This window comes from Aliidiomarina iranensis, assembly GCF_003987135.1.
In the GTDB taxonomy this organism is placed as follows: Bacteria; Pseudomonadota; Gammaproteobacteria; order Enterobacterales; family Alteromonadaceae; genus Aliidiomarina; species Aliidiomarina iranensis.
Genome location: NZ_PIPJ01000002.1, coordinates 292985 through 310816, shown reverse-complemented (window position 1 = coordinate 310816; position 17832 = coordinate 292985). Strand labels below are relative to the sequence as shown.

Below are 17832 nucleotides of genomic sequence, written 5' to 3'. Positions count from 1 at the left end.
GTAAAGGCTGCAGTTTTTATTGGAGCGGTAAACGCGAAACTGAGGCTAATTAGTTGTTATAATAACCTGCAATATTCACGGCTCTTGAAAACAGCAGCAATCAGTACCATGTGTTAATTTAGATAAGACTAAAAAATAGTCAAGCGATATACGCGAATTTTATTACATTTTTTTAACGAAAAAGATTTAATCCTGGCTAACCATCTGCCAGAAATCTAGCTATATTAAAGGTATAAGCAAGAAACGTATGAGTAAATATAGTGATTCCATTCCTGAACATCACTTGGATGAGGCTACTAAAGTTGAATTACAGCCCCCATCTATGTACCAGGTGGTATTGAATAATGATGATTACACACCCATGGATTTTGTGATTGATGTGCTCGTAAAGTTCTTTCGGTTGAACTCGGAAGCAGCTACAGAAGTTATGTTACAAGTCCATGAGCGCGGAAAAGCCGTATGTGGTGTGTACTCTGCCGAAATTGCAGAAACCAAGGTGGTACAGGTGAATCAATATGCCCGTGAGCACCAGCATCCTCTGCTCTGCACTATGGAGCAGGCATGATTTGTGAAGTAAGGAGAGCAGTATGCTGAACAAAGCACTCGAAATTTCGTTGAATGATGCATTCCGAATTGCGCGGGATCGTCAGCATGAACTGATGACCGTTGAACACCTCTTGGTTGCTTTATTGGAGAATCCTGAAGCTGCAGAAGCCTTGCGCGCCTGCGCAATCAATTTTGCGGTGCTGAAAGAAGAGCTTCTAACCTACATAGAACGCAGCACACCGAAGTTTAATGAAGTTGACGACGATGGTGATACGCAGCCAACACTGGGTTTCCAACGTGTGCTGCAGCGCGCCGTTTTCCACGTGCAATCATCTGGCAATTCAGAGGTTACTGGCGCTAATGTTCTTGTGGCTATTTTTAGCGAGCAGGAATCACAAGCCGTATATTTGCTTAATAAACATGAAGTAACTCGGTTAGATGTGGTGAACTTTATTTCTCACGGTATTTCTCGTATTGAGGATGAGAACACGCCGCAGCAGGAGCAAGCCACAGAAACTAATGAAGAACAAGAACAGGGGTTTTTAGCCCGCTTTTGCGTAAATTTAAACGCACGTGCGCAGGCTGGTAAAATTGATCCTTTAATTGGCCGTGATGAGGAGCTGGAACGCTCAGTACAAATTTTGTGCCGGCGGCGAAAAAACAACCCATTGTTAGTGGGTGAAGCAGGCGTGGGGAAAACCGCGATTGCTGAGGGCCTAGCCTGGCGCATAGTGGAAAAAGATGTACCAGAAGTGATTTCTGATGCAGTAATTTATAGCCTAGATATGGGCGGCCTCCTCGCGGGCACAAAATATCGGGGTGATTTTGAAAAGCGGTTCAAAGCTTTATTAAAAGAGCTCGGTAAACAAAAACACGCAATATTGTTTATTGATGAGATTCACACCATTGTCGGAGCTGGAGCAGCGTCAGGTGGGGTGATGGATGCATCAAATTTACTCAAGCCGTTGTTAACCAATGGCGAGCTTAAATGTATTGGCTCAACAACTTATCAAGAATATAAAAATATTTTTGAGAAAGACCGAGCGTTAGTTCGCCGCTTCCAGAAAATTGATGTACGCGAGCCATCGGTGGAAGACACCACCAGAATTCTTATGGGGCTGCGTGATAAATATGAGGCTCATCATGGCATTCGCTACACGCAACCTGCTATTCGTGCTGCAGCTGAATTAGCAGCAAAATATATTAATGAGCGTTACTTACCTGATAAAGCCATCGATGTACTCGATGAAGCAGGGGCTAGCCAGCGGCTATTGCCGCCCTCTAAACGGAAAAAAACAGTTGGCGTTGGCGATATTGAGGCGATTATCGCAAAAATAGCACGAGTACCGGCACAATCTGTTTCCAGAAATGATCAGAGCATGTTGCAGCAACTCGATCGTAACTTAAAAATGGTGGTGTTTGGCCAAGACCAAGCGATAGATAGCTTAGTATCGGCGATTCGCTTATCGCGATCTGGTTTAGGCGGCGAACATCAGCCTGTGGGTTCTTTCTTGTTTGCGGGTCCCACGGGTGTGGGTAAAACGGAAGTAACCCAGCAATTAGCAAAAGCTATGGGCGTTGAACTGTTGCGATTTGATATGTCGGAATATATGGAACGCCATGCGGTGAGCCGCTTAATTGGTGCGCCTCCTGGGTATGTTGGTTATGAGCAGGGTGGTTTGCTCACGGAAGCTGTGCTGAAAAACCCCTACAGTGTGGTGCTGCTTGATGAAATCGAGAAAGCACACAGCGATATTTTCAATATTCTGTTGCAGGTTATGGATAATGGCACTTTAACAGATAACAATGGGCGTAAAGCTGATTTCCGTAATGTTGTATTGGTGATGACCACGAACGCCGGTGTGCGGGAAACTGAAAAAACCTCAATTGGTTTCCAACAACAAGACAACAAGTTTGATGCAATGTCGGAAATTAATAAAGTGTTCACGCCAGAATTCAGAAATCGACTAGATGGTATCATTTGGTTCGAACATTTGAATACAGAAGTGATTCTGCAAGTTGTGGATAAATTTATCTGTGAACTGCAGGCCCAGTTAGATAAGAAGGGTGTTTCATTAGCTGTAGAGCAAAGTGCCTTGGAGTGGTTAGCGGATAAAGGTTATGATCGCGCCATGGGCGCTAGGCCGATGACACGTATCATTCAAGAGCATTTGAAAAAGCCTTTAGCGAATGAAATATTGTTTGGCCAATTAAATCACGGTGGTAATGTGGTGGCTAAATTAAATGATACGGGCGATGCGCTTGCATTTGTTTACGATAACGCGAGCCAAGCAGTGCCATCTTAATGCTCTGTTTTTAATTGAGCACTTAGAGTAAGGCGCTTTTGCTTAAGTGCTTTTTCTTCAATGTTCTTGTTTTAGCGATATTAGCTTGTTACCAACGTAAAAAACCCAGCGATTCAAGCTGGGTTTTTCTATGTTATCTGCAGTAACACGTATCGTGTTGATGCTAAGTACTTGTTCGGCTTACGCAGCTGTTATTTTGCGATAGTACTTGTTAAGCACTCATACCCATATTAGCGCGCGCGGAAAACGATGCGGCCTTTAGTTAAATCATATGGTGTAAGCTGCACGGTTACCTTGTCACCTGTTAAGATGCGGATGTAGTTTTTACGCATTTTCCCTGAAATATGCGCAGTAACCACGTGCCCGTTTTCAAGTTCAACGCGGAACATAGTATTCGGCAGGGTGTCTAGAATGGTGCCCTGCATTTCAATGCTGTCTTCTTTCGCCATTAAATCCTCTGTATTCTTTATTGACCGAGCTGCAATTGAAGTGCTTGGCCGTTTTTAAGCGCGAGGGATTTTACCGCTTTTTTCTTCTAATTGCCAACATCTAAGGGATTCAATTCAGTTGCTTGTAAAAACTTCTTGGCAATGGGCGATTGCGAGAGCTTCAATTTTTTAATAAAGGCCTCACGAGTAATACTGATTGCACCCATATTAATTAGGTGTTGATTTTCCAGTTGGCAATCAATGAGGGTTAAACCCGCCGGTTGAAAATGATTTCGCAGTGCCACCAATGCCAGCTTCGATGCGTTAGGCTCAGCGCTAAACATACTTTCACCGCAAAATATTTGCCCAATCAAAACACCATATAAACCACCCACCAGTGCTTCATCCTGCCAAATCTCGATGGAATGCGCGTAACCTGCATGATGCAGGGCCACATATGCTGAAATCATTTCTTCTGTGATCCAGGTGCCATTACCCGGGCCACGCGGGATGTAGGCACAGGCTTGAATTACCCGCTGAAAAGCTGAGTTTAAGGTAACGCGATAGGGGTTTTTGCGAAAAAATTTTCGCAAACTGCGGTTCACATAGAGATCGTCAGGGAAGATAACTGCACGTTCACTTGGACTCCACCAAAGAATGGGGTCATCCTCGCTGTACCAAGGAAAGATGCCATTTTTGTAGGCGTTGTATAAACGTTCTACCGATAAACAGCCACCAACCGCAAGTAAGCCATCAGGATCTTTTAGAGCAAGGCTAGTATCAGGAAATGAGAAATCCTTTGGCGTGCCTTCTAAATCCAAAAGGTAGCTCATGCAATAAATTCCCGTTTTTAACTACAAACGCAGCTTGCTCTTCATATATGCAAGCTGCGTTTTCGGTAGGTGATACTAGCTGTTACTTTTCATTATCTAAGGCATCAAGGAAGCGCTCGGCATCAAGTGCCGCCATGCAGCCTGTACCTGCTGAGGTGATGGCTTGGCGATAAATATGATCGCTTACATCACCTGCCGCAAACACGCCGGGAATTGAAGTTTGCGTAGCATTACCATGCAGGCCTGATTGAACTTTTAGATAACCATTTGCCATGTCTAATTGATCAACAAACATTTGCGTGTTCGGCTGGTGCCCAATCGCAATAAATACGCCTTGAACCTCAAGCTCAGAAGTGCTGCCATCACGGAAATCTTTCATGCGAATACCGGTAACACCCATGTTATCGCCTAACACTTCATCGAGGGTTTGATGCAGATGAAGAACAACATTGCCTTGCTCAGCTTTTGCCATTAAACGATCGATGAGGATTTTTTCCGCGCGGAAGCTATCACGGCGATGAATAACATGAACTTCCTCGGCAATGTTGGATAAGTATAGTGCTTCTTCAACGGCCGTATTGCCGCCGCCAACGACACAAACCTTTTGCCCGCGATAGAAAAAGCCATCGCAAGTAGCGCAGGCGCTCACGCCACGCCCTTTAAATGCATCTTCTGAGGGAAGGCCTAAATATTTAGCCGATGCACCGGTGGCGATGATTACTGCATCAGCAGTATATTCCGCTGAATCACCTTTTAATCGGAAAGGGCGCTGAGTGAATTCAACACTGTTGATGTGATCGAACACGATTTCGGTGTCGAAACGCTCTGCATGCTGTTGCATGCGCACCATTAAATCAGGGCCGGTTAAGCCTTCGGCATCGCCGGGCCAGTTTTCAACTTCAGTTGTAGTGGTAAGTTGACCACCTTGTTGAATACCAGTTACTAAAACTGGATTCAAATTCGCGCGTGCTGCATAAACTGCAGCGGTATAACCTGCTGGGCCTGAGCCCAAAATGAGAAGTTTGCAGTGCTTCACTTCGGCCATGAATACTACTCCACTGTTCTTATTCTGAAATTTATTCGTTCAGAAGATCTTTGTTTCGGAATAAGTTCGATTAAAAAATTGGGGGTTATTGTAGGCAGATGTTGAGCAAGCGTAAAGAGCCGGCTGAAAACCGGCTCTTTAAAAATGTACGCTTAACGTAACGGTTGCCCGTTAGCTTAGATGTTAATAGCGTGCATTGGATCGAGATACTCAAGGCCTAAACGTTCGCCAAGGTCATCGAAGATGGCTTTATACGTGATATAACCCTTATGCATGTTCAAGCCGTTGCGTAAGTTTGTATCGTTCGCTAAAGCTTCAATGCCTTTATTTGCCAAGGCAATTCCGTAAGGGAGAGTGGCATTGTTTAAAGCTATGGTTGAAGTACGCGCTACGCCACCCGGCATATTGGCTACACAATAATGCACCACATCATCGATAACATAGGTTGGATCTTGATGGGTAGTAGCTTTTGAGGTTTCAAAACAACCACCTTGATCAATGGCAACATCCACAAGCACCGAGCCTGGCTTCATGTTCTTAATATGATCGCGAGTTAACAATTTCGGCGCCGAAGCGCCTGGAATTAACACTGCACCCACCACTAAATCAGCTTCACGGGAATAAGAATCGATAGCATCAACGGTGGAATACACGGTTTTCACGCGGCCGCCAAAGATATCATCCAGCTCACGTAAACGCGGAAGTGAACGATCAAGAATAGTTACTTCTGCGCCCAAACCGATAGCCATTTTCGCAGCTTGTGTGCCAACCACACCACCACCTATGATGAGAACCTTGCCAGGGGCTACACCGGGCACGCCGCCTAATAATGTACCGCTGCCACCATTCACTTTTTCTAAATTGTGCGCACCGGCTTGTATTGCCATACGGCCTGCTACTTCACTCATTGGCGCTAATAGTGGCAAACCACCGCGGTTATCGGTAACCGTTTCATAGGCAATGGCGGTTACGCCGGCTTCTGCGAGCAAGCGTGTTTGTTCTGGATCCGGTGCGAGGTGGAGATAAGTATAAAGAATTTGCCCTTCGCGCAATTGCTTGCATTCACCCGGTTGCGGCTCCTTCACTTTTACGATCATATCTGCACTAGCGAAAATCTCTTCTGGTGTATCGATAATCCGCGCACCAGCGGTTTCATAATCTTCGTTGGTAAAACCAATGGCTAATCCACCATCCCGTTGAATGATGACATCATGGCCGTGCTCTACATACTCACGAACGGCAGCAGGGGTTAAGCCAATGCGATATTCATGATTTTTAATTTCTTTTGGTACACCAATCAACATAATGTTAAAGCCTCAAGTTTCAGTGGTTAGCAAGGCTGTGTTGAACACACAACATCGCCCTTAAATTGGTGCAAAGTATAGCTCAGCATAATCCGGCGTGACCTACTTTTTTCGCGTGCAAAATAGCGTGATTATGCTATATTTAATGTTAATTATAGTTAAATATTCTGATAAATATGAAAGATAACGATAAAGTAACTATTGATAGGCTTGATCGGAAAATTTTGCGCATTCTGCAAGAGCGTGGGCGGATTTCCAATGTATTGTTAGCCAAAGAAGTAGGGTTAAGCCCAACACCTTGTTTAGAGCGGGTGCGTAAGCTTGAGCGGCATGGCGTAATCAAAGGATATCACGCCCGCATCGACCCTGATAAGCTAGGTACGCCATTACTCGTTTTTGTTGAAATCACCTTAAGTAAAACCTCTTCGGATGTGTTTGCTGAATTCAGTGAAGCAGCACGCAAAACCGATGAAATCCTCGAGTGCCATTTAGTTTCAGGAGATTTCGATTTTTTACTCAAAGCGCGGGTTGCAGATATGGCTGCATATCGAAAATTGTTGGGAGAAACCTTACTCAATATGCCCGGTGTAAACGAATCACGAACTTATGTTGTGATGGAAGCTGTAAAACAAGAGAATAAAGTAGTGATACGGGGCTGAACTTGGTAATCTTTTTAGTACACTACCATCATCAAGTTTATTCAACGCATCAGCAACAACGATTAAAATAGCGGAGCATTATGAACGGCGTACAGCGGCTACTGGAAACCGGCTTGATTTTATGCGGGGCATTGGCAATCTTTTTGTTAACCTCGTTACTGACCTTTAATCCCGCTGATCCGGGTTGGTCGCAATCCAGCCATACTCAAGAAATACAAAACGCAGCAGGTGCAATAGGTGCTTGGTTTGCTGATATCTTATTGTTCGCTTTTGGCGCGCTTGCTTATAGCATTCCGTTTGTTGTTGCCGGTTTTGGCTACATGGTTTTCCACCGGCCTCGGCGTTTAATTAGCTTAGATTATTTAACCTTGGGGCTGCGCCTCGTTGGCTTGTTGCTCTTTTTGTTAGGTACTACCGGCCTAGCTAGCCTAAACATCCAACCCGTATTCGATTTCCCCCCAGGAGGCCTGCTTGGTGACGTGATTACCGGCGCTATGCTGCCGTACTTTAATTTAGCAGGCACTTCCTTAGTATTGCTTACCTTTGTTCTTACTGGCATTACGTTAATTACCGGCATATCTTGGATTGGCCTTGTTGATAAGCTAGGCGAATCAGTGATTGTGGCGAGTGTATGGGCATGGCAAAACTTGGTTAACTTAGTTACTCGTAATGAATCTACAAACAATAAGAAATTAAAAGCAAAGAAGAATTCGAACGAGGAGTTCGATAGCGCTACATTGGTTGAATCTACCGAGCATTTGAGTAATCGCGTTGTAAACTCGGAACAGCAAAAGGAGCAAGCAACAGGCCTTTGGAATCGGGTTAAGCAATTATTCACGTTCAAAAAGCCAAGTAAAGGAGCGCGCGCGAAGCAAGCTAGTGGCACTGAAGAAGGTGATTCCGAAAGTTGGGATGCGTTGCCTTTAGCTCACGGGCGCTTGGCTGATGAACCCGATGAACTTCCTTCAATACATTCCAAACTTGATGAAGATATTAGCGATGAAGCGCTTTGGAGCGATATTGACGATGAGCCGCCTTTTGCAGTTGATGACGAAGAGCCCGCGGTTTTGCGTAAGCAACAGAACGTTGTGCCCATGGCTAAAAGCAAACCATCGGCAGCGGAGAGTGCTGGCAGCGCAGGAAATTCAGGAAGCGCAAGCAGCGCAGGGCGTGGGGTAGTAGGGCGTAGCGAGAATCCCAATGATAGCCCGAAATGGGTAAGTGAACTTCCCGCTATAAGCTTGTTAGATAGAGCAAATCGAACCAAAAACCCAATCAGCCAAGAAGAGTTGGATCAAGTGAGCCGAACCGTTGAGGCGGTGCTCAAAGATTTCGGCGTAGATGTGCAAGTTGCCGGGGTTCAGCCGGGCCCTGTGGTTACCCGATTTGAACTCGATTTAGCCCCAGGAGTTAAAGTAAGTAAGATTTCGAACCTTGCAAAGGATATTGCCCGCTCGCTTTCAGCAATTGCTGTACGTGTGGTTGAAGTAATACCGGGTAAATCATATGTGGGTTTAGAGTTACCGAATAAGAACCGAGAAATTGTGCGGCTAAGTGAAGTGATCGAAAGCGAAAGTTTTGATAAATCCGCGTCACCGCTGAGCATGGTGTTAGGTAAAGATATTGCCGGAAAACCGGTAACCGTAGATTTAGCGAAGATGCCGCATCTTTTAGTAGCCGGTACAACGGGCTCGGGGAAATCCGTGGGTATCAACGTGATGATTCTCAGTATGCTGTATAAATCGCAGCCGGAAGATGTTCGGATGATCATGATTGACCCGAAAATGCTCGAATTATCGGTTTATGATGGCATACCCCATCTACTTACCGAAGTAGTAACTGATATGAAAGATGCCGCTAATGCGTTGCGCTGGTGTGTAGGAGAAATGGAACGCCGCTATAAGTTGATGTCGGCACTCGGTGTGCGCAATTTAAAAGGTTACAACCAAAAAGTAATAGAAGCGATAGAGGCTGGCGAACCTTTGCGCGATCCGATTTGGAAGCCAGGGGATTCGATGGATGAGCGGCCACCAGAACTAGGCAAGTTGCCTTATGTTGTGGTTGTGGTTGATGAACTTGCCGACATGATGATGATTGTTGGTAAAAAAGTTGAAGAATTGATTGCTCGCATCGCACAAAAGGCTCGAGCTGCTGGTATTCACCTGATTCTGGCAACACAACGGCCATCGGTAGATGTAATTACCGGCTTGATTAAGGCGAACATTCCTACACGTATTTCATTTCAGGTTTCCTCGAAGATTGATTCGCGCACTATCTTGGATCAGAGCGGCGCAGAACACCTACTGGGGCAAGGGGACATGCTATATATGCCGCCTGGTTCAGGGGTGCCTGTGCGGGTTCATGGGGCCTTTGTGGATGACCACGAGGTGCATGCCGTAGTTGCAGATTGGAAGAAGCGTGGCCAACCGAATTACCTTGAAGAGATTTTGAAAGGTGATCAGGGTGAAGAGAGCTTATTACCCGGCGAAACGAGCGATGATGACGCCGAATCGGATGCTTTATACGATGAGGCCGTGGCTTTTGTAACAGAAACGCGCCGTGTATCGGTATCTAGCGTGCAACGAAAGTTTCGTATTGGCTATAATCGAGCAGCGCGGATTGTCGAACAAATGGAAGTTTCCGGTGTCGTATCATCGGCAGGGCACAATGGTGCCCGTGAAGTATTAGCAGCAAAGCCACCGAGGGAATTTTGATGTATCGGAAGATGATAATTGTTATTAGTTTGAGCTTGGCTTTTGTGGTTAACCCTGTAACTGCACAGCAAGAAGTGGCCGTAGAAGGCCATGAGCAGCTCAGTGCTAAACTAGAGAACATGCAAAGCTTACAGGGCTCATTTCGGCAAGAAATTTACGATGATAATGAGCTGTTACAGGAAGCAACCGGCCGATTCTACCTAGAACGGCCTGCTCGGCTTCGCTGGATTACCGATGAGCCTGATGATTCGGTGTTAGTAGCCGATGGCGAAACCATCTACTACTACAACCCGTTTATTGAGCAAGTAACCTTATACACTCAGGCCGAAGCGATGCAGGCAAACCCGCTATTGTTGCTACTCGATTCAAGTGCGAATTGGGATGCTTTTACGGTTACTCAAATAGCTGAAGTGCCGGCAGATAATAGTGATTTGAATTTTTGGCAAATCGAAGACCGGCAAACCTATGGTTCTAGCCTCACCTTAGGCTTCGAGGATAACCAGTTGCAGCAGCTTATTGTTGATGATGGCCAAGGGCAAAAAAGCGTTTTTTATTTGCAAAATACTACGGACAATACAGCCATTGACGAATCTATGTTCACTTTTACCATTGAACCCGGCGTTGATGTGGATGATCAGCGGGAGTAGGGTGTGAGCAATTTTATGCCGCTGGCTGCGCGCATGCGGCCGCGCACATTGGCAGAATATGTGGGCCAGCAACACATTCTCGCGGCTGATAAACCATTGCGAAAATCCCTCGAGCAGGGGCATGTGCATTCAATGATACTTTGGGGCCCGCCAGGAACTGGTAAAACAACACTGGCTGAGCTAATGGCTAGTGTGGCGGATGCCTATGTAGCTCGTTTGTCTGCGGTTACTTCTGGTGTGAAAGATATACGTGCTGCGATTGACGCGGCAAAAAAAAGGCAGAATGAAGGGCTTTTGCAACAAAAAACGCTTCTGTTCGTTGATGAGGTTCATCGATTCAACAAAAGCCAGCAAGATGCTTTTTTGCCGCACATTGAAGATGGCACTGTTATTTTTGTTGGTTCAACAACGGAAAATCCCGGCTTTGCCTTGAATAATGCCTTGCTTTCACGGGCGCGAACCTATCGCTTGCAAGAACTTACCGCTAATGATTTACATCAGGTGATTACCCAAGCTTTGAGTGATCCTAGGCGTGGTTTGGGCGAGCGTAATTTAACCCTTGCAGAAGATGCACGCGAGTATCTTGTTCGCGTGGCCGGTGGTGATGCTCGGCGGTTATTGAATGCGCTAGAGATAGCAGCAGATTTTGTTGCCGATGGTGAAGTGATTTCTACTGCTCTTCTTGCCGATGCTATGGGTGAAAAAGGCGTACTGTTCGATAATAAAGGTGATTTATATTACGATTTATTGTCGGCGTTTCATAAATCGGTGCGAGGTTCATCGCCGGATGGAGCATTGTATTGGTACTGCCGGATTTTAGCGGGTGGCGGAGATGCACTAATTGTTGCTCGGCGGCTGTTGGCTATTGCATCAGAAGATATTGGCAACGCCGATCCCCGCGCCCTACAACTTGCACTGAACGCTTGGGATACCTATCACAGGGTAGGCCCTGCTGAAGGTGAGAGAGCCATTGCCCAAGCCACGATTTATTGTGCCAGTGCGGCGAAGAGTAATGCGGTTTACAGCGCATTCAATGAAATGCTGCAGCTCGCAAAGGAGAGTGAATCTTATCCTGTGCCTGAACATTTGCGTAACGCGCCAACAAAAGTTCATAAGCAGGAGGGGTATGGCGCCGAATATCAGTATGCGCACAACCACCCGCAAGCTTATGTTGCCGGCGAATCTTATTTGCCGCCTGAATTGGCCAGCAAAGCTTATTATCAGCCGAGTAACCGGGGGCTAGAACTGAAAATCAAAGAAAAACTGGAACGTTTGCAGGCGCTCGATGAACAGAGTGATTGGCAACGATGGCGAGATAAAAAGCCATGATGTGGTTGCTAATTGCGTGCGGCGGCGCCATTGGTGCAGTGAGCCGCTATTGGTTAACGCAGTTAACGCGCTGGTATTTTGGCTCGAGTATTCCGGCAACGTTTATGGTGAATCTGTTTGGTTCATTCGCCCTTGGTTTTGTACTTGCAACTATTTCTGTAGCTGGCAAACATGGCTTGTCAACAGAATCGGCTACGCATGCTTACGTATTCTTTGAGTTTGGTTTGCTTGGCGGCTTCACTACCTTCTCAACCTTTATTTTAGAGTTTCAGCAACTGCTTAACAGTAAGCCTGTGCGTGCATTTTTGTATATGAACGCCAGTTTGTTTATCTGTATTTTCGCCATTGCATCGGGCTACTTTAGCGGTTCGGGGGTGAGGTTTGGTTGAAGAATCACCGGCCTGTTCTAAAAAAATCACGAACTTTGCCTTGTTTAGCTTGATGGTTGCCCTTGGGGGCGCGCTTGGAACACTGCTTCGGGCGAGTATCCATTTGCTCATGTATAATTCCCCGGGAGAGCTCCTGCTGTATGCTAATCATCACTTTCCAATCGTTACGGTGCTAGTAAACAGCCTCGGTTGTTTTGGCTTAGGTTTTATATATGCTCGTTATTTAGTGTTGAAGCAGCCACTAGATCGGCAAGCACAAGGTTGGTTTTTATTTTTTAGCAGTGGTGTATTTGCTGGGCTCACAACTTTCTCCGGCTTTAGTAAAGACCTTTTCAGCTTATTAAGTGAGCCAACGATAACCGCGGGTTTTGCGGTGTCTACACAAATCGCCGCGCTAACTTATTTGTTGTTATCTATTTTATTTGGGCTTTTTATGTTGATGCTTGGTTTCTTGCTGGCTCGGAATCGGTATAATTCAGGCATCAAGGCTAAATAAAGCGGCAAGCTTGAACTAGTAACCGCAATACATCAGCCATTGCCCTGCAACAAAAAGAATACAGAAGTGAGATGAATGAATGTTAGATGCAAAACACTTTCGTGAAGGAATCGAAGAAACCGCCGCAGCATTGCTGCGCCGTGGTTTTCAGTTGGATGTGGAAGCATTAACTGCGCTCGAGGTGCAAAGAAAAGAAATTCAAGTACGTACCGAAACTTTGCAAAGCGAACGAAATAGCCGTTCTAAATCGATTGGCCAAGCAAAATCCCGTGGTGAAGATATTGCGCCCTTGCTTGCTGAAGTTGGCTCCTTGGGAGAACAACTGGAAGCAGCGAAAGCGGAGTTGAATCAGGTTCAGCAGGAGCTGCAAAGCGTAATTGCAAGTGTACCAAATTTACCAGCGGCAGAAGTTCCTGAAGGGGCTGATGAAAATGACAACGTTGAAATAAGTAAATTCGGCACGCCAAAAGCTTTTGATTTCAAGGTGAAAGACCATGTGGATGTGGCAGAAGCTTTGAATCATGGTTTAGATTTTGCTCAAGGTGCTAAATTAACGGCCGCACGTTTTGTTGTTATGAAAGGTGGCGTGGCCCGTTTGCACCGTGCACTCACACAATTCATGCTAGATCTGCATTCAGAACAACACGGCTATGCGGAAACCTATGTGCCTTATTTAGTGAACCATGCGAGTTTACATGGCACCGGCCAGTTGCCCAAGTTTGGTAAAGATTTATTTCATGTTGAAGGCGAGAGCCAAGATCAGGTGGCTTTATCATTGATTCCTACCGCGGAAGTACCGTTAACGAATCTAGCTCGAGATGAAATTTTTGAGGAATCAGAGTTGCCGGTTAAGCTTACCGCGCATACACCGTGTTTTCGCAGTGAAGCTGGATCTCATGGCCGCGATACACGCGGGCTGATTCGGCAACATCAATTCGATAAAGTGGAATTAGTACAGCTAGTTAAACCCGAAGATTCGATGCAGGCTTTAGAAGAATTAACTGAGCATGCGGAAAAAGTGTTGCAGTTGCTCGAGTTGCCGTATCGCAAAGTGTTGCTGTGCACTGGTGACATGGGCTTTGGTGCCTGCAAAACTTATGATTTAGAGGTTTGGCTACCTGGGCAAGATACTTATCGAGAAATTAGTTCTTGCTCAAACATGGGGGATTTTCAAGCTCGCCGTATGCAGGCTCGATTCCGCCGTAAAGGCGCAAAAAAACCAGAGCTGCTGCACACGCTAAATGGTTCTGGCTTAGCGGTAGGGCGAACCTTAGTGGCTATTTTGGAAAACTTCCAGCAAGCCGATGGCTCTGTGTTGGTGCCCGGGGTGTTGCGGCCATATATGGGTGGGCTAGAGCGTATTGAGCGTTAATCACTAAAAATTTAACGCGTTGTTTAAAGCCGGCTAAATACACTTAGCCGGTTTTGGCAGCCCAGCAATTCGAGTGGCTTGTTTGGCTGGCCCTTTGGGGAATAGTTTATAAAGATAACGGCTATTTCCTTTATCCTCACCCAAAGATTTGGCAACGGCCTTCACCAATATCCGCATCGCAGGGCTGGTGTCATATTCAGCATAAAAATCTCGAACAAAATTTACCACCTCCCAATGGGCGGGGGTAAGAGTGATTTTCTCTAAGCTTGCAATATGCTCTGCTAATTCGGGCGACCAAGCAGAAAAATCGGCGAGATATTCGTGTTTATCCGTTGCGTAATTAACCCCATTAAATTCAATCATGCTCGTTGCCTATACACTTAAAAGTTAATTCTGTGCTGCGCATTTTCTTGTATTTTCGCCAGCGCTTCTGCGCTCACGGCAATGGCAGGAATACGCAGTTCGGATAGCGTAATCTGGTGATCCGCAAGTGCCGCTTCATCAACATAGATCTCGGTAAAATCGAAAACCCCTGCAAGCATGGTAATTTTTTTCAAGGGATTAAACGCACTTGTAGGCTGCAATAGTTGCCCAAGGGCAGCACCGCTGTAGATTGCCGCGCATGGCTGATCTAAGCTCAACGCCATCAATAACATATCCAAGCCTTGTCGAGAGCTTGGGTGTTCTGGGCTATTGCTAAAATGGAATAATAGCATCAAAAACTGCCTTGAAATTGTGATAGATGGGAACTTTCAGCCAGCGTTGCAATAAATTCAGCGAGGCCACCGGCAGAGAAATCTGCAGCTAAATTGCCATCTGGGGGTGGTAATGCTTCTAAACCGTATTGGCCGCCAACCGTGGCACACACAACAAGTGCGAAATCATGTGTTTGGGCTAATTCGCGCCATTGCTCTTGTAGGTTTGAGTAACCGGAGGGGAATTGCAGAAATCTACTCCCATAAATAACAGCTGGCCCATAAAAAAATACTTGTTTTAATGTTTGGCCACGGCGAACAATATCCTGTGCTTTTGCTAATGCAGCTATTCCGGCGGTATGATCATCGGGGCTTGCTTGCATTAATATCACATGTGAATCTTGGTTCATTCAGTTACCTTTTCTCCCAGGTGCATAATCGTTTCCAGCGAATGCCTCGGTTATTTGCTTTTTTTCAGAGCTATCAGTATAACGAAAAACGCCCCGTGGGTAATCCACGAGGCGCTCTAATTGTACTTAGAGGCACATATAACTATTCGCGTGTTAAGGCCATTAAGATATTAATCAAGCTTAAGAGGATATTGTAAATCGATACAAACAGCGTGATCGTAGCGCGGATGTAGTTTCGCTCACCACCATTCACGATAGCACTTGTTTGCATCAAAATAGCACCTGATGAAAACAGAATAAAAATCGCGCTAATCGCTAAGCCTAATGCTGGTAGCTGCAAAAAGAGGTTGGCAACAAAGGCGACGATAATTACCACAAAACCGGCCATCATCATACCGCCCAGGAACGACATGTCTTTCTTTGTCGTTAATACATAGGCAGATAAAGCAAAAAATATTGCGGCAGTACCACCCATCGCTAACATGATGATATCGGCCCCCCCACTTGCCACTACAGCATTAAGGATGGGGCCCAAGGTATAACCCATGAAGCCGGTAAGGGCAAAAGTGAATACTAAGCCTAAACCGCTATCTGCGGTTTTGTGCACGGCGAAGAGTAATCCGTAGAAACCTAGCAGTGTTATTAAAATACCCGGATAAGGAAGATTCATCATGCTGGTTATACCGGCCACGATCGCACTAAAGGCTAACGTAAGGGCCAGCAGTGAATATGTGTTGCGCAGAACCTTATTCACCTCAATTGAGGCTTCATGGCGCGCTGTATGCACAGTAGGGTTATTCATAGGTAGTTTCTCCAAGTGCTTATTGTTCATGCGTTCGAAATCAGGTTTTTCCTACAATAAATACGTATTCGTTACCGAAACAGTTTTATTGCCGTTGTTTTGCCTTAACTTAGAACCGAGTTATTGTGAATAGTTCTACTATACCTTATGGATGGGGGAGGGTATCAACTAAAATCGCACTTATTGCGGTGTAAATGCCAACAAAGCACACTGGTATAGGCGTCCATTTAGGCACATAGAGTAGGATTTAATCAAGTTTGGTTGCTTAAAGCAGAAATAGGTTTTAAAACGGGGTTTGTAAAACCACTCCAATTTGTTGAAAAACACGCCGGTTCGGCTATTTTTACAGCAAACAAACAAAAATGTTGTATTTTTACTTTACAAGCTCGAACGAGGTATTTATCATTCGCTCCGTCTTCGGCAATAAGGATTTCGAAGCAGGTTTTATCCAAAACACTATAACGAAGCGAAATATGGAGAGGTGGCAGAGCTCGGTTTAATGCACCTGACTTGAAATCAGGCGTAGGTTCACACCTACCGGGGGTTCGAATCCCTCCCTCTCCGCCAAATTCTGAAAAAGGCGCTGTGTATACAGCGCCTTTTTTGCGTTCAAAGAGCAGCAAAAATCGAAAATATCAGAATTGCTGAACTAAATCATGCAAGTTTACGTAACTGCACTGTTCTCCTCTTGTTATAGTTTTTGGAAAGGAAAAAGTATGAAAGGAAAAGCCTCGGCCACTAAGCGCATGATAGCGATGCTCCTGCTCACAGTAATTGTCTTCGGCCTGATTTTTGGTTACAAAGCAGTTGGCAATTATTTCATGAATGATTTTTTTGATAACATGCCAGCGCCCACAGTGACAATTACGGCTACCGAGGTGAGTGAACAAACTTGGCGTGCAAGTACCACGGCGGTGGGTAGTTTTCGGGCCGTTAACGGTACCGATGTAGCGGCACAAATTGGTGGTGTCATCACAAGTATTCAATTTGCTAATGGGGCGCCAGTAGAACAAGGTGATATTTTAGTAACCCTAGATACTGAAGTTGACGAGGCCGAGAGGGCGCGTTTAGCTGCCCAACTTGATATCGCGCGCACAGAGGCACAACGACTTATCCCCCTAGTTGCATCGCAAAATGTATCAGAATCTGATGTTGCGCGCGCTGAGAGTGAAGTGGCGCAAGTAGCCGCTGCGTTGCAGGCACAAGATGCATTGATAAAGCAAAAAACGATCCGCGCACCTTTTTCTGGAACGTTAGGTATTCGCCAGATAAATCTTGGTGAATACGTTGGCCCAGGCACGCCCTTAGTAAGCCTCCAATCAACCGACCCAATCTACTTGAACTTCACGTTACCGGAACATCGAATCGGCGCGCTGAATCGAGGTATGGAGGTGATCGCTGGTGTAGATGCTTACGCGAATGAGAACTTCGTCGGTGAAATCACAGCCTTATCGCCTCAAGTGAGTGAAACTACGCGCTCAATTGAAGTACAAGCAAGCTTTGCGAATACGAATGGAAAACTTCTTCCTGGTATGTTCGCACGCGTGCAACTCAACACCGCAGAGCCGCGTGAGGTGATCGTTGTGCCACGAACGGCTGTCCAGTTTAACCCCTTTGGAAATGTGGTCTATGTGATAACTGGCGATTCCGAGGATGCTTTACAGGTACAGCAACGATTGGTGCAAACAGGCGCAGTTCAGGGTGATTTAGTAGAGGTTACTGAAGGATTAGAACTCGGTGAGCGAATTGCGACTTCGGGGCTGTTGAAGTTACGAAATAATGCATCGGTAACTATCAATAACGATCCAGACGTGCAACCACCGGCAGAGCGTGAACCACGCCCAGAAAACCGTTAAA

18 protein-coding genes and 1 tRNA gene are annotated in these 17832 nt (G+C 45.8%); 11 read left to right on the top strand and 8 right to left on the bottom strand.

Going from position 1 to position 17832, the window contains the following annotated elements; all coding sequences use genetic code 11:
- The first annotated feature begins 247 nt into the window (after positions 1–247).
- Both clpS and clpA read left to right on the top strand, forming a co-directional pair.
- The gene (clpS, locus tag CWE08_RS04530; protein ID WP_126766018.1) at positions 248–565 is read left to right on the top strand and encodes an ATP-dependent Clp protease adapter ClpS; all 318 of its coding nucleotides are present in this window, start codon (positions 248–250) and stop codon (positions 563–565) included.
- Between the two features lie 22 nt (positions 566–587).
- Positions 588–2852: an ATP-dependent Clp protease ATP-binding subunit ClpA gene (gene clpA / locus CWE08_RS04525; protein ID WP_126766016.1), complete on the top strand. Its 2265-nt coding sequence runs from the start codon at positions 588–590 to the stop codon at positions 2850–2852.
- Between the two features lie 230 nt (positions 2853–3082).
- Here the strand turns inward: clpA and infA are convergent, their stop codons facing one another.
- From infA to ald, 4 genes are all read right to left on the bottom strand, one after another.
- Complete coding sequence (gene infA / locus CWE08_RS04520; RefSeq protein WP_126766014.1) at positions 3083–3301, bottom strand: translation initiation factor IF-1; 219 nt, start codon at positions 3299–3301, stop codon at positions 3083–3085.
- A gap of 86 nt (positions 3302–3387) precedes the next feature.
- Positions 3388–4113, bottom strand: a complete 726-nt coding sequence (aat, locus tag CWE08_RS04515; RefSeq protein WP_126766012.1) for a leucyl/phenylalanyl-tRNA--protein transferase — start codon at positions 4111–4113, stop codon at positions 3388–3390.
- Positions 4114–4195: 82 nt separating this feature from the next.
- The gene (trxB, locus tag CWE08_RS04510; RefSeq protein ID WP_126766010.1) at positions 4196–5158 is read right to left on the bottom strand and encodes a thioredoxin-disulfide reductase; all 963 of its coding nucleotides are present in this window, start codon (positions 5156–5158) and stop codon (positions 4196–4198) included.
- Between the two features lie 176 nt (positions 5159–5334).
- Positions 5335–6462 carry an alanine dehydrogenase gene (ald, locus tag CWE08_RS04505; RefSeq protein ID WP_126766008.1) on the bottom strand — a complete coding sequence of 376 codons (1128 nt, stop codon included), beginning with the start codon at positions 6460–6462 and terminating at the stop codon, positions 5335–5337.
- A 176-nt stretch (positions 6463–6638) separates the two neighbouring features.
- Here ald and lrp point away from each other — a divergent pair, with 176 nt between their 5' ends.
- The 7 genes from lrp to serS all read left to right on the top strand — a co-directional run bounded on the left by lrp (position 6639) and on the right by serS (position 14068).
- Positions 6639–7121 carry a leucine-responsive transcriptional regulator Lrp gene (lrp, locus tag CWE08_RS04500; protein ID WP_126766006.1) on the top strand — a complete coding sequence of 161 codons (483 nt, stop codon included), beginning with the start codon at positions 6639–6641 and terminating at the stop codon, positions 7119–7121.
- 113 nt (positions 7122–7234) lie between these two features.
- A complete protein-coding gene (locus CWE08_RS12440; RefSeq protein ID WP_476723710.1) occupies positions 7235–9835 on the top strand; it encodes a DNA translocase FtsK in 2601 nt (866 codons plus the stop codon).
- Positions 9835–10482: an outer membrane lipoprotein periplasmic chaperone LolA gene (lolA, locus tag CWE08_RS04490; RefSeq protein WP_126766002.1), complete on the top strand. Its 648-nt coding sequence runs from the start codon at positions 9835–9837 to the stop codon at positions 10480–10482. Before CWE08_RS12440 ends, lolA begins: the two co-directional genes overlap by 1 nt.
- A gap of 15 nt (positions 10483–10497) precedes the next feature.
- Positions 10498–11811 carry a replication-associated recombination protein A gene (locus CWE08_RS04485; RefSeq protein ID WP_126766552.1) on the top strand — a complete coding sequence of 438 codons (1314 nt, stop codon included), beginning with the start codon at positions 10498–10500 and terminating at the stop codon, positions 11809–11811.
- Positions 11808–12200, top strand: coding sequence for a fluoride efflux transporter FluC (locus tag CWE08_RS04480; RefSeq protein ID WP_126766001.1), 393 nt, complete (start codon positions 11808–11810; stop codon positions 12198–12200). Before CWE08_RS04485 ends, CWE08_RS04480 begins: the two co-directional genes overlap by 4 nt.
- The gene (locus CWE08_RS04475; protein ID WP_126765999.1) at positions 12193–12696 is read left to right on the top strand and encodes a fluoride efflux transporter FluC; all 504 of its coding nucleotides are present in this window, start codon (positions 12193–12195) and stop codon (positions 12694–12696) included. Before CWE08_RS04480 ends, CWE08_RS04475 begins: the two co-directional genes overlap by 8 nt.
- 79 nt (positions 12697–12775) lie before the next feature.
- Positions 12776–14068 (top strand): serine--tRNA ligase, encoded by a 1293-nt coding sequence (serS, locus tag CWE08_RS04470; protein WP_126765997.1) that lies wholly within the window; start codon positions 12776–12778, stop codon positions 14066–14068.
- Between the two features lie 33 nt (positions 14069–14101).
- Here the strand turns inward: serS and CWE08_RS04465 are convergent, their stop codons facing one another.
- The 4 genes from CWE08_RS04465 to CWE08_RS04450 form a co-directional block, all read right to left on the bottom strand.
- Positions 14102–14431: a TusE/DsrC/DsvC family sulfur relay protein gene (locus CWE08_RS04465; protein ID WP_126765995.1), complete on the bottom strand. Its 330-nt coding sequence runs from the start codon at positions 14429–14431 to the stop codon at positions 14102–14104.
- Between the two features lie 17 nt (positions 14432–14448).
- Entirely contained in the window at positions 14449–14784 is a 336-nt protein-coding gene (locus CWE08_RS04460; protein ID WP_126765994.1) for a DsrE family protein, read from the bottom strand.
- Entirely contained in the window at positions 14784–15173 is a 390-nt protein-coding gene (locus CWE08_RS04455) for a DsrE family protein (protein ID WP_126765992.1), read from the bottom strand. Before CWE08_RS04455 ends, CWE08_RS04460 begins: the two co-directional genes overlap by 1 nt.
- A gap of 142 nt (positions 15174–15315) precedes the next feature.
- Complete coding sequence (locus CWE08_RS04450; protein WP_126765991.1) at positions 15316–15975, bottom strand: Bax inhibitor-1/YccA family protein; 660 nt, start codon at positions 15973–15975, stop codon at positions 15316–15318.
- 475 nt (positions 15976–16450) lie between these two features.
- On the opposite strand from CWE08_RS04450, the gene CWE08_RS04445 reads away from it, so the two are divergent.
- Both CWE08_RS04445 and CWE08_RS04440 read left to right on the top strand, forming a co-directional pair.
- Positions 16451–16542 (top strand) — tRNA-Ser (locus tag CWE08_RS04445).
- Positions 16543–16691: 149 nt separating this feature from the next.
- Positions 16692–17831 (top strand): efflux RND transporter periplasmic adaptor subunit, encoded by a 1140-nt coding sequence (locus CWE08_RS04440; protein WP_126765989.1) that lies wholly within the window; start codon positions 16692–16694, stop codon positions 17829–17831.
- Position 17832 lies beyond the last annotated feature (1 nt).